At 44.7% G+C, this 20,632-nt stretch carries 22 protein-coding genes and 2 riboswitches; all 22 genes read right to left on the bottom strand.

Annotation, left to right across the window (positions count from 1 at the left end; all coding sequences use genetic code 11):
• Positions 1-107: 107 nt before the first annotated feature.
• Entirely contained in the window at positions 108-557 is a 450-nt protein-coding gene (locus N5C46_RS17635) for an Lrp/AsnC family transcriptional regulator (RefSeq protein WP_261749622.1), read from the bottom strand.
• 215 nt (positions 558-772) lie between these two features.
• Positions 773-1,969: a PDZ domain-containing protein gene (locus N5C46_RS17630; RefSeq protein ID WP_261749621.1), complete on the bottom strand. Its 1,197-nt coding sequence runs from the start codon at positions 1,967-1,969 to the stop codon at positions 773-775.
• A 326-nt stretch (positions 1,970-2,295) separates the two neighbouring features.
• Positions 2,296-3,324, bottom strand: coding sequence for an alpha/beta fold hydrolase (locus N5C46_RS17625; RefSeq protein WP_261749620.1), 1,029 nt, complete (start codon positions 3,322-3,324; stop codon positions 2,296-2,298).
• 17 nt (positions 3,325-3,341) lie between these two features.
• A complete protein-coding gene (locus N5C46_RS17620) occupies positions 3,342-3,527 on the bottom strand; it encodes a hypothetical protein (RefSeq protein ID WP_261749619.1) in 186 nt (61 codons plus the stop codon).
• A gap of 11 nt (positions 3,528-3,538) precedes the next feature.
• Positions 3,539-4,300: a glucose 1-dehydrogenase gene (locus N5C46_RS17615; RefSeq protein WP_261749618.1), complete on the bottom strand. Its 762-nt coding sequence runs from the start codon at positions 4,298-4,300 to the stop codon at positions 3,539-3,541.
• Between the two features lie 150 nt (positions 4,301-4,450).
• Positions 4,451-5,908 (bottom strand): S41 family peptidase, encoded by a 1,458-nt coding sequence (locus tag N5C46_RS17610; RefSeq protein ID WP_261749617.1) that lies wholly within the window; start codon positions 5,906-5,908, stop codon positions 4,451-4,453.
• Between the two features lie 163 nt (positions 5,909-6,071).
• On the bottom strand, positions 6,072-7,145 hold the full coding sequence (metX, locus tag N5C46_RS17605) for a homoserine O-acetyltransferase MetX (protein ID WP_261749616.1): 1,074 nt from the start codon (positions 7,143-7,145) through the stop codon (positions 6,072-6,074).
• Between the two features lie 64 nt (positions 7,146-7,209).
• Positions 7,210-8,505 carry an O-acetylhomoserine aminocarboxypropyltransferase/cysteine synthase family protein gene (locus N5C46_RS17600; protein ID WP_261749615.1) on the bottom strand — a complete coding sequence of 432 codons (1,296 nt, stop codon included), beginning with the start codon at positions 8,503-8,505 and terminating at the stop codon, positions 7,210-7,212.
• A gap of 148 nt (positions 8,506-8,653) precedes the next feature.
• Positions 8,654-8,772, bottom strand: a riboswitch (SAM riboswitch).
• Positions 8,773-8,860: 88 nt separating this feature from the next.
• Positions 8,861-10,000, bottom strand: coding sequence for a trans-sulfuration enzyme family protein (locus tag N5C46_RS17595; RefSeq protein ID WP_261749614.1), 1,140 nt, complete (start codon positions 9,998-10,000; stop codon positions 8,861-8,863).
• 125 nt (positions 10,001-10,125) lie between these two features.
• Positions 10,126-10,506 carry a DUF302 domain-containing protein gene (locus N5C46_RS17590; RefSeq protein WP_261749613.1) on the bottom strand — a complete coding sequence of 127 codons (381 nt, stop codon included), beginning with the start codon at positions 10,504-10,506 and terminating at the stop codon, positions 10,126-10,128.
• A gap of 82 nt (positions 10,507-10,588) precedes the next feature.
• Positions 10,589-11,170 (bottom strand): peroxiredoxin family protein, encoded by a 582-nt coding sequence (locus N5C46_RS17585; RefSeq protein WP_261749612.1) that lies wholly within the window; start codon positions 11,168-11,170, stop codon positions 10,589-10,591.
• Positions 11,163-11,783: a hypothetical protein gene (locus N5C46_RS17580; RefSeq protein ID WP_261749611.1), complete on the bottom strand. Its 621-nt coding sequence runs from the start codon at positions 11,781-11,783 to the stop codon at positions 11,163-11,165. The genes N5C46_RS17585 and N5C46_RS17580 overlap by 8 nt, the downstream gene beginning before the upstream one ends.
• 21 nt (positions 11,784-11,804) lie before the next feature.
• On the bottom strand, positions 11,805-12,857 hold the full coding sequence (locus tag N5C46_RS17575) for a HAMP domain-containing sensor histidine kinase (RefSeq protein ID WP_261749610.1): 1,053 nt from the start codon (positions 12,855-12,857) through the stop codon (positions 11,805-11,807).
• Positions 12,850-13,536 (bottom strand): response regulator transcription factor, encoded by a 687-nt coding sequence (locus tag N5C46_RS17570; protein ID WP_261749609.1) that lies wholly within the window; start codon positions 13,534-13,536, stop codon positions 12,850-12,852. Before N5C46_RS17570 ends, N5C46_RS17575 begins: the two co-directional genes overlap by 8 nt.
• A gap of 9 nt (positions 13,537-13,545) precedes the next feature.
• Positions 13,546-14,259: a cytochrome c biogenesis CcdA family protein gene (locus tag N5C46_RS17565; protein WP_261749608.1), complete on the bottom strand. Its 714-nt coding sequence runs from the start codon at positions 14,257-14,259 to the stop codon at positions 13,546-13,548.
• 82 nt (positions 14,260-14,341) lie between these two features.
• Positions 14,342-14,911 (bottom strand): class I SAM-dependent methyltransferase, encoded by a 570-nt coding sequence (locus tag N5C46_RS17560; RefSeq protein ID WP_261749607.1) that lies wholly within the window; start codon positions 14,909-14,911, stop codon positions 14,342-14,344.
• Between the two features lie 210 nt (positions 14,912-15,121).
• The gene (locus N5C46_RS17555; protein WP_261749606.1) at positions 15,122-15,358 is read right to left on the bottom strand and encodes a hypothetical protein; all 237 of its coding nucleotides are present in this window, start codon (positions 15,356-15,358) and stop codon (positions 15,122-15,124) included.
• A gap of 129 nt (positions 15,359-15,487) precedes the next feature.
• Positions 15,488-15,574, bottom strand: a riboswitch (cyclic di-GMP riboswitch).
• 150 nt (positions 15,575-15,724) lie between these two features.
• Positions 15,725-17,083 (bottom strand): murein hydrolase activator EnvC family protein, encoded by a 1,359-nt coding sequence (locus tag N5C46_RS17550; protein ID WP_261749605.1) that lies wholly within the window; start codon positions 17,081-17,083, stop codon positions 15,725-15,727.
• Positions 17,084-17,122: 39 nt separating this feature from the next.
• Entirely contained in the window at positions 17,123-18,007 is an 885-nt protein-coding gene (gene ftsX / locus N5C46_RS17545; RefSeq protein ID WP_224521900.1) for a permease-like cell division protein FtsX, read from the bottom strand.
• Positions 17,997-18,683 carry a cell division ATP-binding protein FtsE gene (gene ftsE / locus N5C46_RS17540; RefSeq protein WP_034764386.1) on the bottom strand — a complete coding sequence of 229 codons (687 nt, stop codon included), beginning with the start codon at positions 18,681-18,683 and terminating at the stop codon, positions 17,997-17,999. Before ftsE ends, ftsX begins: the two co-directional genes overlap by 11 nt.
• A 569-nt stretch (positions 18,684-19,252) precedes the next feature.
• Positions 19,253-19,567: a cytochrome c551 gene (cccB, locus tag N5C46_RS17535; protein WP_261749604.1), complete on the bottom strand. Its 315-nt coding sequence runs from the start codon at positions 19,565-19,567 to the stop codon at positions 19,253-19,255.
• Between the two features lie 80 nt (positions 19,568-19,647).
• Positions 19,648-20,520 carry a YitT family protein gene (locus N5C46_RS17530; RefSeq protein ID WP_159362868.1) on the bottom strand — a complete coding sequence of 291 codons (873 nt, stop codon included), beginning with the start codon at positions 20,518-20,520 and terminating at the stop codon, positions 19,648-19,650.
• Between the last annotated feature and the right edge of the window lie 112 nt (positions 20,521-20,632).

Here is a 20,632-nt window from a genome sequence, read left to right as displayed (position 1 = left end):
ATTTTTCTAAAAAATTTATTTATTTTGAATATTTAGGTTATCGTGGTGTATTCCAAATAGAAGTTCAAAAAAAAGAGCTTACCAAAATGTTGGTTAAGCCCTTTTTCCTATAATTTAAGTCCACTCCTGCTTTTGAATCTTCTTAGTAGAATGTGACTTTCTACTCTGGAAATGCCCTCTAGAGAATATAGTTCATTATTCACAAATTTCTCTAATGCAGTAAAATCTTCGACAAGTACGTGCATATGTAATGTGCTTGGCCCTGTCATTTGATAGCAACTTGCTACACTGGGATTATCAGCTAATGTCTGCGCGACCTCTACCAAATAAGCTGGTTCACAGTCCACTTCAAAAAAAGCTGAAACTTGCTTTCCCACTTTTTCCGAATTGATTACTACACTAAAACGCTCTATTACACCGTTTTCCATTAACTGATGTACCCTCTCCCTGACAGATACACGTGAAAGACTCAACTCTTTCCCAATGTCAGCATAAGAAAGTCGTCCATTTTCCGTTAACAACTGCAATATTTTCCGATCAATTTCATCAATCTTCATCCATTCACCTCATAAATCTAACAGTTAATAGTTTAACAAAGTAAATTCATTATAACGATAAACAAGTTTAGAGAAAAGGGAGTATCAGAATTTTCCAAAGATATTACAGGGCTTTATTCATAGAATATTGGTCCTTACTCTTAAGGAAAATAAACAAAAGGACCTCCGTCTAAAAGAGGTCCTTCTTACTATACTATATTTATATATTGAAGTCGTTACGAAACCTGATGATGCTCCCACCCTGAAACTTCATCGGCAAAAAGTATCCCCAGTTCATGATGATCACCTTCATACAGGGCTCCCTGGGTAAAACGGTTTTCACCATTCGTCCCCAGAACCTCCAGCTTACAATAGGCTCCGTTCTTTTGCAGTGCTTCATAAAATGCCCTTTCCGTATTCACTTCTGCACCGTTCACCTTAAGGACGATTTCCCCAACCTGAAGGGTCAGCTTCCTGGCAGGTGAACCCGGGAGGATACCGAGAATCATGACGCCATTTGGCTGCCGTTTGAAGAAATAAGGCTTCGAATCATCCACACTCCGGTGACGATAAGCAATCCAGACCCGGCCAAGGATGGCCACCACTGCTGCACCGACTGAAAACAGCGGGGCCCAGAATCCTGTTACAGCCAAGGTCAATACGAATGCACCTAGCCAGAACACACGGGATCCCGTATGCTTGATTGCGGCTTCAGGCAGCGTGCTTTTCACCAGCTGCTGAAACCCGAGGAGAAACGGTACACACAGTAATGAATATGTTTCAGTGCCCAGGGTAAACACCGGCCACCATTCAAATGGAAGAGTCAAGGACCCTGTGGGTACCAATACAAACATAGGGACGAGCCATAATTTTTTCCCGAGATGAGCTCCGACCTTCAAGCCACGTGCACTTTTAAGCAGGCGGGGTGATGTGTGCTTCCAGCCATTCAGTACAACCAGGATGCCTTCGATCATCGTCAATATACCGAGAAGGACGACGATGGAACTGAGCAGACCCAGATTCAGGTTTTCCACATATGTATTCACGTAAGGGATGTCCCACTGAAAATAATCCACCGCGACTAAGATAAAGTAGGAAACGCCTACTGTCATGGTCGCTGACATGAGTTGAAAACGTCCCGTCAACGCAAACAGGACCGACATGGCTCCGATGAGGATGAGACCGGCGAAAGGAATCACCACTCCCGCCCCGACTGTCACAACAGAAAACAGCAGCCCAAGGACGATTCCGTATGAAAATAACACCCGCATATCATGGTATCCGTCCAGCAATCTCGTATTGAAATCTCTCCGTTCCCTCTTCACACGATAATAACCCGCCATGATAGCGAAAAATACGGACAGATATAGTACAGGATGCAGGAATAATTTCCCGAACCCCTTTAACATTTCCAGTAACCAAAGCTCAACCAATATCCGTCACCACCTTTTGCAAGAAAATTTGCATTATCTACTATTTTATCAAAAGACGGTGTTAAAACCTATTGCAATTTTATTCAATCGTTTTACGATTCGATTTCATTTCCGACAGTATTCCTCATATTTTCCCGGGAAATGATGTCGATTGGATGGGAATGATATCTCCTTTTGAAGAAAAAGAGGCGGGGGAGATTCATCCCAGCCGCCCCTATTCCTTATTGAAAATAAGATTTGATACACTCTTTAAAAACGAAAAAGGCAAAACCCATATAATCAAAAGGGGTGTCGATTTCCCACTCCAGCATCATGTTCCCCTCCTTTTATTGTGAGTATTGATGCAGCCACTCTTTCAATTCATTTGATATCCCGTATTTAATCAGACTTGCGTGGCCTCCCCTTACCTCTGCTGCTACCTTATTCGTGCTAGACACCCGTTCCAGCAAGGGCGTGCTAATCGAGGAAGGAACCAAGTGATCATATTGGGAAGAAATCAAATAAAGATTCGATTCGATGTTTTTCAGATCCACTTCTTTTCCGGCAAGTTCGAATTTCCCTGACATCAGCACATTCTCTTTCACAAAATAGGTGATAATATCATTGGCCATGGCTCCGGTGAGTGCGATATGGTCGTTTGTCCATTGATTGAACCGGAACCAATAATGAGCATAGTTTTGATCGTAGGCTTTATTTAATAGCGACAGATAGGGAGAATAGTAAATGGGGGAAGTCAAAGCCCTCATCCCATAACGGATCATGGATGCCGGTATGAGATCGATTCTTTCCATGATACCCGGGATATCGATTTCGTCATTTTTCAAAGCTTGCACCCAATTGTGATAAGCCGGAACTTGACCAAAATCAATCGGCGTGACAAAAACCAGTAGATTTCTGATAAAATGTGGATTTAATGCTGCATAGATGACAGCCAACGTCCCCCCTAAGCAAAAGCCGGAAAGGGACAGCTCGTCTTTCCCACTGTGTTGAAGGGCTTTCTTTATGGATGGGTCCACATAGTGAGACAAATACTCCGCCAATCCTGTACCTTTCTCTTCCACTGCGGGTTCACCAAATTCGAGAAGATAGACATCGTATCCTTCTTGAAGAAATTCCCCTATCAGACTATGTTCCTTTGTCAAATCAAGGATGGATGGCTTGTTAATATGTGAATATAGTAAAAATACAGGGATATGCCCATTTTTATTTACAGGGGCATAGTACCACAATCTACTATTATGGTTTGTCCAAATTTCTTCTCTTGGAAAATTCGGCTGCCACTCACTATCATTTTGCAAAGTCTCGATGAATCCCTTCCAACGGGCTCGTTCTTTTTGTTCATGCTCTTTTTTCATGTATTCACTTCCATTCTTTATTCATTCAGCGTCTGTAAGAGTGAAAGAAGTTGAATGAATGCCAGTACTGTTTGGAATAATTCAAGCCATTGTTTGACGACCGCAACCAGTTCCGGATCATCCAGCTTCCCTACAATCCACTGATTCAACTCATACTCCACACTCATTCCGATTTTTTTCAATTCCTCATAAAATAGATCCATGTTTCCCCTCCTTATACCTGCGCCCGGATGCCGCCATCCACAACTAAGATGTGACCGTTTATATAGTCAGAAGCAGCAGAGGAAAGGAAGATGGCGACTCCATTCAGATCCTCTCCCTGTCCAAATCGCCTTGCTGGTATATGCTGCTTGATCATATTTCCCTGACTAGCAAAAAGTTCCTTCGTAATCTTGGTTGGAAAGAAACCCGGAGCGATGGCATTCACCTGGATATTATGCGGTGCAAGTTTCACGGCAAGGTCCTTCGTCAACGTCATGACCGCACCCTTGCTCGTATTATAGGGTACCGTATCCATGAGCATGGGGTTCGTCCCGCCAAACCCCGTAACGGAAGCGATGTTAATGATCTTCCCTGCTTTTTGCCTGACCATGATCCGGGACACTTCCTGGGAAAATAAAAAAGCCCCCTTTACATTGACATCCATCACCTTGTCCCACTTATCTTCAGGGATGTCAGCAAATGGACCGGCCCAGGACGTCCCGCTGTTATTGATCAATATATCGATTCTTCCAAACTCTTTCATCACCGTTTCCACTACATGTATAACATCCGCTTTCCGCGTCACATCGCAAGGAATGGCGAGTGACCGTACACCTGAACCAATCAACGTTTCCTTCACTTCTTCACACGCCGACTGGTTTCTCGAACAAATCACGACATGCGCACCAGCCCTTCCCAATGCCAGGGCCATCTCTTTCCCGAGGCCCCGTCCACCGCCTGTGACGATGGCGACTTTGTCTTTAACTGAAAACATTCTATCAATCTCCTTTCTAGTAAATGGAAGGTCATTATTATAATAGATAGATTGAGAGAATAAGTGCGGATTCTCCGCTCCATCCAGTCGAAATTGAATCAAATGCCCTCACAAAAAAAGAGACCTCTCACGAAGAGAGATCTCTTTTTTTTACTGATCCTTATTGGCTGTACGGTTTATATACTCCAAGGCTGCCTGCAGCTGCAAATCGTTCTTTTCATTCTGCACCGCTTCAAATATTTCCTCCTGCAGCCTTTCGCCGGTTTTCGCATCAATGACTCCCGTGACGTCGAGGCTTTCCTGGATCTGAAAATCCTTGACGGCTTTAGCCGTTTTCTTACTGAAATAACCGTCGACCCGATCAAGGGTGAAACCTAATCCTTGAAGCATTTCCTGGGCGTTTTTCACCTGCTCATTGTTCGTGCCTTCTTCCATTGGTTTTTCCACTTGAAGAGGATGGGCATAGAAGTAGGATGGCTGTCTGACCGGGATATCCGGTTTGATTCCCTTCTTATGGATCCAATTCCCGTTCGGCGTCAGCCATTTGAACATGGTGAGCTTGATATTGCTTCCGTCTCCCATCGGCACTGCCTGCTGAACGGTTCCTTTTCCGAAGCTCTTCGTCCCGATCAGTGGATATCCTTCCGCCTCACTGAGGGCCCCAGCAAGGATTTCAGATGCCGACGCACTGCCCTCATCGATGAGGACCACCACCGGGTACGCTTTTCTTTCCTTACTGTTGGAGAAGGATTTCAGCACCTCTCCGCTTCTTTCCTGGATTTGCACATACGGCTTTTTCTCGGTGACGAACTGTTTGAGGATGTCTTCCACACTGGAAAGGAGACCACCGGGATTACCCCTTACGTCAAGAACCAGTCCTTCTACCTTTTTCTTCTCGAGTTCTGTCAGCTGCTTTTTAAAATCGACGGCGGTATTTTCCGAGAAGGTTGTAATTTGGATATAGCCCGTCTTCTTCCCATCGACTTCCTTCACATCGGAAATCACCGTTTCAACAGGGATATCGTCCCGCTTCACGGACACCTCGATCGGATCTGAAAGACCCTCTCTCGTAATCTCCAATTTCACCTCCGTACCCTTCTTCCCTCTGATCTTCAACGTGGCTTCATACAGGTCCAGCCCGTCGATACTGTTTCCATCCACCTTGATGATGCGGTCATTCGGTTTCAGACCGGCTTTTTCTGCAGGTGAATTTTTAAAAGGAGCCACGATGACCAGTTTCCCGTCCATGATCGTGACCTCTGCCCCGATCCCTTCAAAAGAGGAATCCAACGCGTCATTGAATTGAGAAGCGGTCTCCGCATTCATGTAAACCGAATACGGATCATCCAGGGTCTTCAGCATCCCCTGAATCGCCCCTTCCACGAGCTGTCCCTTGTCCACATCCTGAAAGAACTTGTCACTGATCAAATCATACGCGACTTCCACCTTGTGAAGCTTATCATTCAGCTCCCCTTTGCCGTTAAACTGGGCAAGCTCGTCCCCGGACCCGGAACTGCCCGTCCACTCCAAGCCGCCATACATTCCTCCTGCACCGATCAACATGCTAATGATGATGGTGATGATGAGCTTTCTGCCCGTCCACTCCATATATTCCCCTCCAGCTTGTCGTTTGTTTATGGTATGGATGAGAGCAGCGTCCACTTTCCCATCCAACGAAAAAAGACACCACACAAAAACGCGCTTAGGCGGTGCGATGTCTTTGCTTATCTAACTATATGCCGGAGGGGGACGAGTTATGATTGGCAGCGGATTATTTCATACCCGTCACGATTTTTTGATCTTGGTGATTTTTCAGATGAGAAGAGATGATCCCTCCCCATTTCTCGAATTCCACAAGGAACCCGTCATGACCGAATGCTGTCGGGATAAAGTAATGTTCACCCTTAGGCACTTGTAGTGTGAATTCCTTTAAATACTGTGGAGAATAGATCAAATCACCCTCATAGCTGATCGAGACCAGCTCGCACGGATAGGAATCGGCGACCATTTCCGATCCTCCCCTTCCCCTCCCGATGTCATGGGTATTCATCGCTTTCAGGAGGGTAAGATAGCTGTTCGGATCAAATCGCTTTCCCAGTTTCTTTCCTTGATAATCAAGATAGCTTTCCACATTGTACTGCTCATTGGTCCTCACCCGCTGGAAGCGCCTGTCAAACAACTCCTGTGTACGATAGGTCACCATCCCGACCATCCTGGCAATCTCAAGCCCTTTTAATATGGAACCGTGAGGATAGTGGCCATTTTGAAATTCGGGATCCCCTTCAATTGCTGTGATCCCGATATGATTGAAGGCGAGACCGTAATCATTCAATGCCGGTGAGACGGCGAGGGCGAATACCTTATTGATATATGTCGGATACAGGGCCCCCCACTCCAATGCCTGCATTCCACCCAGCGAGCCGCCGATCACCGCTTCAATCCTTTCGACGGAGAGTTGTTGGAGTGCTTCATATTGGGAGTGGACCATGTCCCGTATGGTAATGTGGGGGAAGTCCGGGCCGTATCGTCCTCCGGTTTCCAGATCCGTGGACGTCGGTCCAGTACTTCCTTCACATCCCCCTAACACATTGAAAGCAATCACATTGTATAGATCGGTATCAATGTAGGATCCTGGTCCGACCAGTCCATCCCACCAGCCCTGATCCTCACTCGTTCCCTTCACAATATGGGTGCCGGTGAGGGCATGGCATACGAGGATGACGGGACCGTCCTTATTCCCGGTCCGTTCATAGGCCAGATTTATATTGTATAACGTGGTGCCTGACTCTAAGGTGAGGGATGGGACGGTAATGGAGCTTACTTCATAAGAGTATGAGTTCTCCATTCCTCCACCTCCTTTTTTGGTGTTGTTTGGGGTCATGGGCCCCCCCGGTGAAAACAGTTATTTTTTATACCCTCGACGTTTCTAAAGCCACTTCAATCGCATGATCCAGATCCTCGATCAAATCCTTCGCAGATTCCAAACCGACGGAAAGTCTTACAAGGTCCTCGGTGACACCTGTGGCCCGGATTTCCTCATCGTTCAATTGCTGATGAGTCGTGGAGGCTGGATGGATGATCAGTGACTTCGCATCCCCCACATTGGCAACATGGGACCAGAGGGAAATATTGTCGACGACTTTACGTCCTGAATCCCTGCCCCCTTTGATTCCAAAGACGACGATGGATCCCGCTCCATTTTTCAAATATTTTTGAGCAAGAGCGTGGGATGGATGCTGTGGGAGACCTGGATAAGAAACCCAGGCAACTCCGCTGTGCTGATTTAAGTGTTCCGCAATCTTAAAGGCATTCTCCGTGTGACGTTCGATGCGGAGATGCAGGGTTTCCAGTCCCTGCAACAGCAGAAATGCGTTTTGTGGACTTAAGCACGCCCCGAGATCCCGAAGCAGCTGCACCCTTAATTTTGTGATGAAAGCGGCCGCTCCCACATCTTGTGCGTAGCGAAGTCCGTTATAACTTCTATCTTCTTCTGTAAATCCAGGGAACTTCTCATGATTCCAATCAAACTTCCCACCGTCGATGACGACTCCACCAATGGCCGTACCATGGCCGCCGATCCACTTCGTCGCGGAGTGTATGACGATGTCAGCTCCCCACTCAATCGGCTTGCACACATATGGCGTGGCAAATGTGTTATCGATGATGAGCGGGATATGATGGTCATGGGCCACTTTCGCCACCGACTCGATGTCCAGGACGTGCAGGCTCGGATTTCCGATCGTCTCGGCGAATACCGCTTTCGTTTTCGGCGTGATCGCTTTTCGGAAATTCTCTGGATCAGTCGGATCGACGAAATGAACCTTGATTCCGTATTTCGGAAGGGTCGTAGAGAATAAATTGTACGTTCCGCCGTACAGATTGGTGGCTGCCACGATTTCATCCCCTGCACCGGCTATATTCAGGATGGAAAGAGAAATGGCGGCCATCCCGGATGATACACCCAAGGCTCCGATTCCCCCTTCTAAAAGGGCGAGGCGCTTCTCGAGGACGTCGACTGTCGGGTTCATGATACGGGTATAGATGTTTCCCGGTTCTTCAAGGGCGAATAGCTTTGCGGCGTGATCGCTGTTGTCGAACACGTAGGATGTCGTTTGATAGATGGGTACCGCCCTTGAGCCTGTAGTTGGGTCCGGCTCCTGGCCGCCGTGAAGAAGAAGTGTGTCGAAATCGAATGATTTTGTCATTTGGAATTCCTCCTAATTGTTTTGGTTTTGGGATTCTGTTGAACTAAGATACTGAAAAACCGAAGAAGAATAGGTACCTAGGAAGCGAGAAGAGGATAAAATAAAAAACCCTCTTCCTAAGAAGAGGGTCTAATTGAATAGGGTCCTCCTCTTATCTTTCAGGCAGATCGCCTGCAGGAATTAGCACCTTTTCATGTGACGCACAGTGCGTACATGAAGGTTGCCGGGTTTCATCGGGCCTAGTCCCTCCACCTCTCTGGATAAGAGCATTTAATTGTCAATGTGAAAAATTCATGCGTTGAGATGAATTATAAAGGGTAACCAGCCTCAACGTCAAGACCATTTTCAGAATTTTTTATTTTTTAACAGAAGCTGCTATTGCCTCGTTGAATTGAGAAACGATATCTCCCCCATCCTCGATACCTAACGATATGCGCACCACATGGGTGTTGATGCCTAGTTTTTCCTGCGCTTCTTTCGGAAGGGCACGATGAGAGGTTCCAAGCGGATAGGAAACCGTTGTTTCCACGCCGGCCAGGGACGGGATGATTTTGATCCATCCAAGGGACTTGAAGAATGTGCTGATATCGCAGCTGGCATCGAGTTCGATGGTGACGATCGCCCCATTCCCTTTATCGGATAGATCAGTTGGATAATAGACCCTCTTCACCTGCTCATTGCTGCGCAGTTCATCTGCAAGTGTTCCCGCGTTCTGAGCCTGGGTCCCCACCCGAAGTGCCAATGTTTTCGCCCCCCGGCATGTGAGCCATGCTTCAAATGGACTTAGGTTCGAACCGATGTTGACGACCTTCTCTCTTGCCTTTTGCACAAGCTCTTCTTTTCCGACTACGACCCCCGCTGTGATATCGCTATGCCCGCCGATATACTTCGTAGCGCTGTGAGCGACCAGATCGACTCCTTCAAGGTAGGGCTGACGCAGAAATGGTGTGGCGAATGTATTGTCGATCATCGATTTCAGGTTATGCTTTTCGGCAAGAGCTACCATTCTTGAAATATCCTCTACCCGCATAAATGGATTGGTTACCGTCTCACTGTAGAGAAGTTTGGTGTCGGGAGTAAGTGCTGCCTCGATTTCCTCCTCACTCGTGAAATCGACAAAGGAGGTCGAAATACCGAATGATTTCAGCTCTTCTTTCAGCATATGGAAAGTGCCTCCGTATAAATCCTCCGCCGCAACAATATGGTCCCCTGCCTGAACAACGGCAAGGATACCAACCAGGATTGCCGACAATCCGGAAGACGTGGCGACACCCGCAGGAGCTCCTTCAAGTTCTGCCACCATCTTCCCAAGTTCATCCGTGTTCGGATTACCCGTCCTTGAATAAAGATAAGGAGACTTCCCTTCATAGAAACCCTCAAGTTCCTCCAGAGACGTAAAAGAAAAAGCAGACGTCTGGTAGATCGGTGTTGTCTTACTACGGATTTCCTCTGTTCCTTTCAGCTGACTATGTACGACCTTGGTGGTGAATTTCATTTCACTTTCATCCTTCCTGAATCTATGTATTTTTAAAAGTGTATCATATTCAGAAGATTGTGAGGAGTATGAGTTAATGGGAGGCAAAAAAAGAACCCGCCGCTTTTTGCAACAGGTTCAAATCGTCAGACGTTTTCTAAACACCCGATCAGGCGATTTTCGATTTCCAACGCCAATCGTTTTAATTCATCGTTATCTACCATTTCAATCAGCTTGCTGGGCTTTGCCATCCCGATCTTCGTCGTTCCCTTTTCTGTGTATACCGTCACTTTACAAGGCAGGAAATAGCTGACGAGCATGCTTTCTTCCAGCACCTTTTTCGCTTCGTGGGGATTACATACTTCCAGGACAACTACTTCTTCGTTAAAATCCAGCCCTTTATCCTGAAGCTTGGCGGCCAGGTCAAGATTCCACAGAACCCCGAAGCTTTCTTCTTTCAAGGATGCCTCTACTGCTGATACGGCATCCTTCACATTCATTGAAACGTCTTTTGTGTAGTGGAACATTTTGATCCTCCTTTTGGGTTATGGTTACTTATACCTCATAGCGTATAAAACGAAACGTCCTGTCAGAGGTCCGTCCCTCCCATTATTCCATCCCTCCGACCATTTTACCCATCATTTCTTCGTTCATGGGGCCGACGATTTTGTGCTGGATGAGGCCGTTTGTATCGATCATGTAAGTGGTCGGGATCGTGAATGCCCGGTACTCGTCTCCGATATCCCCTTTCTCATCCATGAGAATGGGGAAAGTGAGTTCGTAGCCGTCGACAAATTGCTGGACTGCCTTCTCCCCATCATCCTGTGAGGTCAAATTGACGGCAAGGATTTCGACATTCTCTTTTTTCGCGTTTTTTTCGTAATACTGTTCCATATGGGGCATTTCCGCTTTACATGGCGGGCACCAGGTGGCCCAGAAATTCAGGATCACTTTCTTGCCTTGATAGTCAGACAGCTTTACTTCTTCCCCTTCCAACGTGGATAAGGTAAAGTCCGGTGCACGATCCCCTTTGGTGAGTCCCTGCTTGGCATCAGAAAGGTCCATGGATTCCTTGGCCAACTGGGCAGCCTCTTCTTTTGCCTTTTTTTCCTGTTGATCCTGGAACAAATTCACAAGGAAGATTCCGATCAGCAGTGCGACGATCGCCAGAGCAAAATTTCGTTTATTCACTTTTAGTTTTCCTCCTTACCGTTAAAAGAAAGATGAGACCGATCATCATCACTAAATACGACCAGGTGGTGACGGATAATTCGAAGCCGCCGATCAAAGTGTGAAGCAATAATTGGAAAAGGGTGAACAAAACGAATATCTGCCCACTCCACATCCTTCCATCAGATCCAGCTGATTTTTTCACCCCAAAATAAACCATCATCAGATTGAGAACGGACTGAATACCCGCTAAAAGAAAGTCATCATGGAGCATATGTAAGACAACCTCAAAGACAAGTACCGTAGTCATCCATGAAATGATAGGGGTAGATGGACAATCGACTTTCCTGAAAAAGATATACAGGAGAACAGCCGCCAAGCCTAACCAATACCCCATGATCCCTCCGTGAAAATAGAGAATCGTAAAGGGGTGCTTGATGACCGTTTGAAAGTCGATCACAATCACACTCAATTTCCAGACTAGTATAAAAATCAAAATGGCATTCGAATACCAGTCACTGGCCTTTCGATTCCAGAAGAAAAGGAATAAGAAAGTCAGTACGAATGAGGCGATGATGGCCCCCCATGAGGAGGGGAATGTAAAGGAACCGATCGTGTACCATTGCTCTGTCATGTATTATCCTCGAATCATTCGTTATTTGGGAAGTCGTATCTCAAAGGTATGATGAAGACCATCGGTTGCAAGGGAAAGATCTCCTCCATGGGCAAGTACGATCTCTTTTGCTATGGCCAGTCCGAGTCCTGTTCCGCCTGTCAAAGGCGACCTCGAAGGATCAACACGATAGAAGCGTTCAAAGATCAGCTCGCTTTCTTCAACAGGAATCCTTTTTCCTTCATGGGAAAACCGGATCACATAAGATCCCTCCTCAACACAGCTTTCTATCCTTACCTTCTTCCCATTGTCGTAATCCACAATATTTTGAAGGAGATTGCTCAGGACTTGATTAAGTCCATCAATGCTTCCCTCCAACGTGAAAGGTTCAAGAGTGTCATCCACCATGATCCCTTTTTCAAGGAATTTAATATGAAAGATGGTGATCCGCCTCTTTATCAGCTGATGAATCAAAATTTTATCCCTTTTGAAGTCTTTCATTTCCCCGTCGGATGTCCATTGATTGATCCGGGCGAGTTGTTCCAGCAATCGTTCGATCCGGGTTGTTTCTTCCTGAAGGGAACGATACATTTCTTGATCGCCTTTTACAATTCCTTTTTCAAGGCCTTCGAGGTATCCTGATAAATTGGTCAAGGGAGTTCTTAATTCATGGGACAGATCTTTTAATAACCGGTTTTGCTTTGATTTTACGCGAGCCGTCCGTTCTGTTAAATCATTGAAGGCATCATTCAGCTCTTTCACCTCATAAATCAGAGGATTCTTCAGTCGCTTAGGGTGATTTCCTTTTTTCAATTCTTGTGTTGCGGCTGTTAGTTTTTTCAATGGATGAATCAACCACTTTAATAAAAGGAAATGAAAGCCGCCGGCAAGAAGGAAGGCAAGAATGCTTACTTTCACCAAATATTGATTAAGCAGGATTTCCAGGTCCGTCCCTGTAATCTCTTGCTGATTGACGAGGGTGCAAGCATAGTTTTTGACCGTGAATCCAGCTATGGCGATGACAAGGGCAATGATGATTGTATTAAGAAAAGTCAACTGAGTGAATATCCCCCATACTTCTTTTCTTTTACGCATCGAACTTATACCCCATCCCTCTGACGGTTTGTATAAATGATTGATGGGTGATCGCTTGAAGTTTCTTTCGGAGGTGGCGGATATGGACATCGATCGTCCGTTCCGAAACAACTTTTTGATTCATATCATACAGGGCATCAAGAATCTGCTGCCTTGAAATCACTTGACCCGCATGGATCATTAAATATTCAAGGATCCTGAATTCAAAGGACGTTAATTCCAGGGTGTCGCCTTTATAGGTGACCTCTCCTTTCATCGGCTTCAGCGTCAATCCTTTTTTGCTGAGCTTTTGGCAGCGCGTCCCTGTTCTGCGAAGGACTGTGTCCACCCTTGTCACAAGTTCAGACGGACTGAACGGTTTTGTGACGTAATCATCCGCCCCGGCCTTCAATCCAAGGATTCTTTCATCCTCCGTCGTTTTGGCGGTCACAAAGATAATACCGATATCACTTTTCTCTTCTTCCCGAATCCATCTGCACAACTCTTCTCCCTGGGTTTTCGGAAGCATCAGATCCAGGATCGCGAAGCAAGGGTCATGCTCTTTGAATAATCGTTTTCCTTCTTCCCCATCCTGGGCTTCAAACACTTCATACCCGTCATTTTCAAGAAAGAGTTTGATTAGCTTGCGAATCTTTACATCGTCTTCAACAATCAGAATCGTCTTATTTTGAACCTTCATACTCTCCCCCTATGTTGAAAAGAAACTAAAAACGGAAAGATAAGAGCTGATTTGCTGCATCTTCCCACTAAACACAAGAAATCCCAAGATGATCATCAATGCTCCATTGATTTTCGAAAGCCCAGGAAGGATTCTGTTGATCGTCTTCATCACGGTGAACGTCTTGGTGATCATCAGGGAGATAAGCAGGAAGGGAACTGCCAATCCAATCGAATAGACAATCAGCAGGACTATTCCTTGGGTCAATGTACTGCTGGCACTTGCTAACAACAAAATAGAAGAAAGCGTCAATCCGACACATGGTGACCATCCACTGGCAAAAGCCATCCCCAGCAGAATCGATCCCAAAGCCGTCCCTTTTTTCTTCGTTTCAAACGATCTCGTATCTTTCAGTAAGAATGAAAAACTGAGCCAGCCCATCATTTGCAACCCAAACACAATAATAAGAATCCCCGCAATCTGTTCAATGTAGATCCGATATTCAGAGAACATTTCTCCAAGAAAGCTGGCTGAAGCCCCCATTAGAATGAAAATGAGGGAAAATCCTGCAATGAAACCAAAGGATCGCAGTAAAACCACCGATCGTTCCACCTTCATATGCCCATCCCGTGCCTGTCCACCAGTTAAATGACTGACATAAGCAGGCAGAAGCGGAAATACGCACGGCGAAAAAAAAGATAATGCTCCTGCCGCCAGAGCAAACCATATCGAAACTTCCATCATACTGTTCACTCCTTTACATGAACAGTATGAACAGGAAATGTTAATATTTGATTAAGAAAACCATTTTTATAAAATTTCTATCTTATCCTTTTTTCGCAACAATATAGTAGACGGATTCATGCAGATGCCCAACCGTTGTGATAAATCCTGCTGAATTGAGCTGACGTTCAAGTTCTTCAGATGGAATACGTTCTTCTAAAGGCGGTCCCATTTCCGATTCCACCGCTTCCCAATCGAGAATCAGCCAGTTTCCATCGTCTTTCAGCATATCGTGAAGGTCCTGAAAGACTTTGATCAAGTCCGGTACTTCATGTAAGACGAAGGCAGACACCGCTCTATCCAATGTCCCTTTGTTGAAGCTAAGGTATTCAAGAGACGACTTTACATACACGATATTATCTATATTTTCTTCCTCAGCCCGGTGTTTAAGGTACTCAAGCATCTCCTGCTGCAGATCAACCGCCTGGACCTTCGTCTCCACCTCGTTGGCTATCGGAAGGGTTAGATAACCATTTCCGCAGCCAAGATCAGCAACGATATCATCTTTCCTTAATTGGAGCAGCTTTAATACTTTTTCCACAGGTACAAGCTCTTGTCGTTTTGGGTCAAGCAGCTTTGAAGCTTTGTGATGTTCGAATAAGTGTCCGGTCATGACGTTTCCTCCGTTCGTAATATACCCTATTATGTATTAGTATCTTAAATTTCCATCATTGGGGCAAGTGATTTAATCATAGTGTATCCCTTACCGTCATGATTACAGACCGTGAGAGAGCTCTTTTTCCGGTAAAAAAGGATCCCTCTCTGAAGGATCCTTTCGTATACGACGTGAAAATAATTGCCCCTGTGAAGGAGAATCTAGAACTTAAGCTGCTCTCAACCCTTCCAGGATGAGCATGAAGTATTTGACGGTATCTCCACCGCGTTGATTGATGATGTCAATATCCACCAAAATCCTCTCGACTTCTTCGGCACCTATCCGGTCTATCAACATCTCACTAATATCTTCTGCAGTATAATTTTTTACGTATGTATATCTTAACGCTGTGCGGTTTCTTCGGCAAAAGCTTCGCAGTTGCCTTTTTATATCACTTAATTCCAACTTCATCACCCTTATAGCAGATTCAAATCACACTGAGACGAACATCCAATCAAAAAATGCCCACCAAAAAGGCAGGCTTAAATGAGTACTAGATTTACGTTCGAATTAGTATTCATTGTATCCATTGTTTTCGGTAACCCGGCGATCATTATTTTTAAAAATAGAAGACCCGTGGTTTTGCGTCCTAATTTTTCAATTAGTTTGCCATTTTTCGAAAATTCACATGAGTATACTAGTCATTATACTAGAAAAAAGAAGTGATGAAAACACTATTCCGTAACATTCGCGGTTTTATAAGGATGCAAGAATCGTTCATCTACAATCATTAATAAAGTCCCCGCCTTCATCAAAGCGGGGACTGTTTTATTAAAAGTTAATATATTGACGTGGGTTTACAGCATTAGCATGTGAAGCACTCCATGAACCTCTGTAAAGTTCAAAGTGTAAATGCTGTCCGAAAGAGTAACCTGTGTTACCCATGTAACCGATTTGGTCACCTTTATTTACTGCTTGTCCAGTGCTCACTAATGAAGAAGACATGTGAGCATACACAGTGGTAAACATTTGGCCGTTGATAGAGTGAGTGATGTACACTACGTTACCGTAGCTTGAACTGTAATGGCTCTTGATGACATAACCATCTGCCGCTGCAGAGATTGGAACACTTCCACGTGCCGCAATGTCTGTACCGTAGTGGAAACGTCGCTCACCATTTAAAACATCCCAGCCAAAATTGGTTGTGATTGCTCCACGTGCTGGTGCTGTCCATGCCCCTGCACTTACAGGTGCGCTTGGAGCTGTTTCTGCCGGAGCTGCTGATGCTGATGAAGCTCCGCCGCTGCTGCTTGCTGTCGCCTTTTGTTGTGCTGCTGCACGTTTCGCTGCTTCAGCTTCCGCCTGGCGCTTACGTTCGATTTCACGTTGACGGGCTAACTCTGCCAGACGTGCTTGTTCAGCCTGGATCTCACCTTCAAGCTGGTGTTCCATTTTCGAAAGTTCATCTGACTCTTTCTCAAGATCGGCTTTTTCTACTTTTAATGAAGCCTGCTGAGCTTCAAGCTGCTTGAATAATTCAGCTTTTTTAGCCTTTTGACTATCAAGGTCTTTTTTCAAAGATTCAAGATTTGCTTTGGAAGATTCGAGGTCAGCAAGTTCTTTTTCCACTTCTGCCTGCTTCTTCTCTAATTCCTCTTGATCACGTTTCTGTTCGTCCATGATCTTTTTGTCCGCACTTACAATGGTATTCACTGCTGTGACACGGTTGATGAAGTCTCCGAAGCTTTCCGCTCCAAGTAGTACGTCTAGGTAATTGGCAGAGCCGCCTTTTTCCTGAATGGCACGAGCACGTTCCTTCAGAAGTTCATTACGCTCTTCAATCTTCTTCTTTAACTCTTCAATATCCGCTTTAAGTTTATTGATCTTTGCTGTTGTTTCATCAATTTCTTTTGTTTTTTCGGCAATCTTCGTTTCTGTATCTTTTAATTTCGTACTGATTTCGGCAATCTGTGATTCAAGGTCTTTTTGTTTATTGATCGTTTGGTCGATTTGAGAATTTTTTTCACTAATTTTGCCATTGATCTCTTCTTTTTTAGATGAAACGTCGTCCTGCTGTTTCTTCAAGTCCTCCACGGAGGAGTTAGCGCTAGCAGTGGTTGCTAACGTTGGTAGACTTCCGATTGTTAATGCTGCTGCAATAGATAATGATATGAAATACTTCTTGTTCAAGCGGCATGCTCCTTTCAGCTTCTATCAACCTATCAAATTTTACACTTTTAAGAATTTACGCACAGACATAAAGCTTCCCCAAGCCCCGATCAGGCAACCCATTAATAAAATTAATCCGTTTACTTGATAGATAAAGGGGGTAAAATCTAATATCTGAATAAAATTGTTTTGTAGTTTTGGTTTAATAAATCCATAGGCATAGTAGTAACCTGTTGAGACAAGAGCGATCGGGATAATAGAACCTAAAATTCCAAGCCATAAGCCTTCTAATATGAATGGCCAGCGTACAAACCAGTTGGTTGCACCCACGAGTTTCATTATCTCGATTTCCCTTCTTCTAGCGACAATGGTAATTTTGATTGTATTTGAAATGAGGAACATCGCCGTGAACAACAGACCGATGATCAACACAAGTCCAACATTCCGACTCATTTCCAGTACATTGAATAATTTTTCAATCTTCGCCTCACCGTAAAGGGCTTCATTGACACCATCAAACTTGCTGATTTGACCTGCGATTTTCCCGGTGTCCCTTGGATTGTCTGCTTTTACGATAAACACATCATATAAAGGGTTATCTTGTTCAAATAATCTGAAATCGTCTCCCAGATCCTTGACCAGGTTCTGAAGTTCTTCTTCTTTGGAAGAATACTCAACCGATTCCACACCACTTATATTTTGTATCTTTTTTTCTATTTGTTCGGTTTGGGATTTTTCAGTACCAATTTCGAGTAAGACCCGTACTTCAACGTCTTTCTCAATATCGGTTGCTACCTTGTTCATGTTTAGCATCAAGACGATGAATACACCAACAAGTAGTAATGTTACGGTAACGGCACTCACTGATGCGAATGTCATCCAGCCGTTACGTCCGATACTCTTGAAGCTTTCTCTAAGATGGCGGCCATACGTTCTAGCTTTCATAACCGTAATCACCTCGCTGTTCGTCACGGACAATGCGGCCATTTTCAATGGCGATTACCCGATGCTTGATCGTATTCACGATTTCCCGGTTATGTGTAGCCATGATCACCGTGGTTCCACGGTTACTGATTTCTTCGAATATGTTCATGATATCCCAAGATGTTTCGGGATCGAGGTTTCCTGTAGGTTCATCCGCGATCACAAGCTTCGGAGTATTCACAATGGATCGAGCAATCGATACACGTTGCTGTTCTCCACCGGAAAGCTCATTCGGCAGCATTCTTGCTTTATGCTTTAACCCTACCAGGTCCAGTACTTCCATGACTCTTTTCTTGATCTGCTTTGGATGTTCTTCTATAACTTCAAGTGCGAAGGCAATGTTTTCATAGATTGTCAGCGATGGTAGCAGCTTGAAATCCTGGAATACAACCCCCACGTTTCTTCTTAAGTATGGAACTCTACTATTTTTCAGTTTTGCGAGATTGATACCATTTACAACGATATCTCCTTTGGAAGGACGTTCTTCGCGGTACATCATTTTAATAAAAGTAGACTTCCCGGCACCACTCGGCCCCACCACATACACAAACTCTCCTTGCTTAATGTGGACATTAAAGCCATTAGCAGCCATGACACCGTTGCTGTACTGCTTGTAGACGTCTTTCATTTCTATCATTTTAAAATCACCTAATTTGTATTATGTAGTTACCCTCTTGGCTGTTATCGACATATGTACACGGCACGTAACCAAAGTCGTCTTTATCACCGTTAGACAAAAATTGGTGAAAAACCTCGAATTACGCTTCCGAAAATTATTATAACATCTCTTTATAGTAAGTTAAGGAAAAAAATTATTACATTTACATTTCAGAACCTAAAAAAATGTGAATTTATTACCTGTTTTGTTGTCGATTTTACCTATGTTCAGACCATTTTATAGTTATTTATACCTAGTAACTGGTACTAATACTACATACTTACACAAAAGGATACTATCATGACAAACGCTAAGTTGATGGTAATCTGATTAAGTTACTAGGTTATAATTCTAGCTGGTAGAGAGAATAACAATTGCGTGATTTCATGAGAAAAGGTTCTGTAACAAAGACTTAAAGAAGGATTGGGGAAAATCTGTGGATATTTATTTAGAGGAAGCTTTGTTCATAACCCACAGCCTCGATTGGTGAAGTTTAAGCAGATTTCGGCAAAAATAAAAGAAGAACCCATTGGATTCTTCTCCCGATCTTATTTCTTATTCGATAACCATTCTGCCACCGCTTCTGCTTCATCACCTTTGATGAGTCCAGGAGGCATTTGTCCTTTACCATTTTTGATGGTTTCAAGGATTTGATCTTTGCTTAGTTCTGCCCCGATGTTTTTAAGGGCCGGCCCCATTCCGCCTTCAAGGTTCCCACCATGACAGCTGGTGCACTTATTATTTACGATTTTTTCAGGGTCAATTCCACCGGAGCTTGTTTCTGTACTGTCGCCGTCGTTACCACCACAGGCTGCAAGTACCAATGAAGCGCCAAAAAGAACACCTAGCAGCTTTTTCTTCATTTTTATCCCCCTAGGAAACTTATTTCAGAGTTACGGATCGGTTTTCAGGTCCGTCCCTCTCTTACATAATTATACCAAGTTTAAACTCGTTTGAAACCTTCCCCCAATACCTCTGAAGCGTCCATTGTCACGACGAATGCTGAAGGGTCAATGGTTTTGACCAGTTGTTTCAGTTTTGTGAATTCTGTCTGGTCCACGACACACATGAGGATCGGGCGCTCGTCATCCGTATAACCGCCGTATGCTGATAGTTTTGTCACTCCACGGTCGATTTTATTCAGAATTCCTTCACGAACTTCTTCCTGACGATTAGTAATGATCAGCGCCATTTTCGATCTGCTTATACCAACCTGGACGAGATCGATGGTTTTACTGGTTACATACAAACCTATAAGTGCATATAATCCACGTTCGATATCGTAGACGATGGCTGCAGATAGGACGATCATCCCGTCGATCAGGGCAACACAGGTTCCCAAGGACAGACCCGTGAACTTATTGACGATCTGGGCGGCAAGGTCCGTCCCTCCCGTAGAGGCTCTTCCACGGAATACGATCCCTAACCCAAGTCCTACACCGATTCCGCCGAAAAGGGCACCAAGCAACGGATCCTCCGTCCATGGTTTCCAGTCTTCGGTCAAGAATACGACTAATGGTAAAAACACCGTACCGATGGCTGTCTTGACTCCGAATTGAAGACCCAGGAAGATCAGTCCGGCAATGAATAACGGAATATTGAATGCCCACTGAACGTATGCCGGCTTCCAGTCAAATAATCCATTCAGAATGGTCGATATCCCACTCACGCCTCCTGAAGCGACCTCATTCGGAAGTAAGAACACATTAAACGCAATGGCCACAATCGTTGAACCGAACACAACAAACAAATACTCTAACAATTTTTCTTTACGTGGATTAAATACCTGCTCACGACGCCTTTCCTTCAAACCCATCCAGTACGACTCCTTTAACCTATGTATTAATAGTATGAGTACAAACGCTTTCTTTGATGCACCACTCCTCAAGGGACGGACCTCCAAAGGGTCACGTCTTGATTGTGAAGAA

This window comes from Rossellomorea vietnamensis, from assembly GCF_025398035.1.
Taxonomy (GTDB): domain Bacteria; phylum Bacillota; class Bacilli; order Bacillales; family Bacillaceae_B; genus Rossellomorea; species Rossellomorea vietnamensis_B.
Note: the sequence above shows the minus strand (reverse complement) of the source record. Positions and strands in the feature narration are given on the sequence as shown.

Excerpts from the sequence above, each read along its gene's own strand:
- cccB (WP_261749604.1), bottom strand. The coding sequence starts at position 19,567 with ATGAAGAAAAAGCTGCTAGGTGTTCTTTTTGGCGCTTCATTGGTACTT.
- N5C46_RS17600 (WP_261749615.1), bottom strand. The coding sequence starts at position 8,505 with ATGACAAAATCATTCGATTTCGACACACTTCTTCTTCACGGCGGCCAG.
- N5C46_RS17575 (WP_261749610.1), bottom strand. The coding sequence starts at position 12,857 with ATGCGTAAAAGAAAAGAAGTATGGGGGATATTCACTCAGTTGACTTTT.
- ftsE (WP_034764386.1), bottom strand. The coding sequence starts at position 18,683 with ATGATAGAAATGAAAGACGTCTACAAGCAGTACAGCAACGGTGTCATG.
- N5C46_RS17560 (WP_261749607.1), bottom strand. The coding sequence starts at position 14,911 with ATGACCGGACACTTATTCGAACATCACAAAGCTTCAAAGCTGCTTGAC.
- N5C46_RS17590 (WP_261749613.1), bottom strand. The coding sequence starts at position 10,506 with ATGTTCCACTACACAAAAGACGTTTCAATGAATGTGAAGGATGCCGTA.
- N5C46_RS17530 (WP_159362868.1), bottom strand. The coding sequence starts at position 20,520 with ATGGGTTTGAAGGAAAGGCGTCGTGAGCAGGTATTTAATCCACGTAAA.
- N5C46_RS17570 (WP_261749609.1), bottom strand. The coding sequence starts at position 13,536 with ATGAAGGTTCAAAATAAGACGATTCTGATTGTTGAAGACGATGTAAAG.
- N5C46_RS17595 (WP_261749614.1), bottom strand. The coding sequence starts at position 10,000 with ATGAAATTCACCACCAAGGTCGTACATAGTCAGCTGAAAGGAACAGAG.
- ftsX (WP_224521900.1), bottom strand. The coding sequence starts at position 18,007 with ATGAAAGCTAGAACGTATGGCCGCCATCTTAGAGAAAGCTTCAAGAGT.
- N5C46_RS17565 (WP_261749608.1), bottom strand. The coding sequence starts at position 14,259 with ATGATGGAAGTTTCGATATGGTTTGCTCTGGCGGCAGGAGCATTATCT.
- N5C46_RS17620 (WP_261749619.1), bottom strand. The coding sequence starts at position 3,527 with ATGGATCTATTTTATGAGGAATTGAAAAAAATCGGAATGAGTGTGGAG.
- N5C46_RS17625 (WP_261749620.1), bottom strand. The coding sequence starts at position 3,324 with ATGAAAAAAGAGCATGAACAAAAAGAACGAGCCCGTTGGAAGGGATTC.
- metX (WP_261749616.1), bottom strand. The coding sequence starts at position 7,145 with ATGGAGAACTCATACTCTTATGAAGTAAGCTCCATTACCGTCCCATCC.
- N5C46_RS17615 (WP_261749618.1), bottom strand. The coding sequence starts at position 4,300 with ATGTTTTCAGTTAAAGACAAAGTCGCCATCGTCACAGGCGGTGGACGG.
- N5C46_RS17635 (WP_261749622.1), bottom strand. The coding sequence starts at position 557 with ATGAAGATTGATGAAATTGATCGGAAAATATTGCAGTTGTTAACGGAA.
- N5C46_RS17580 (WP_261749611.1), bottom strand. The coding sequence starts at position 11,783 with ATGACAGAGCAATGGTACACGATCGGTTCCTTTACATTCCCCTCCTCA.
- N5C46_RS17610 (WP_261749617.1), bottom strand. The coding sequence starts at position 5,908 with ATGGAGTGGACGGGCAGAAAGCTCATCATCACCATCATCATTAGCATG.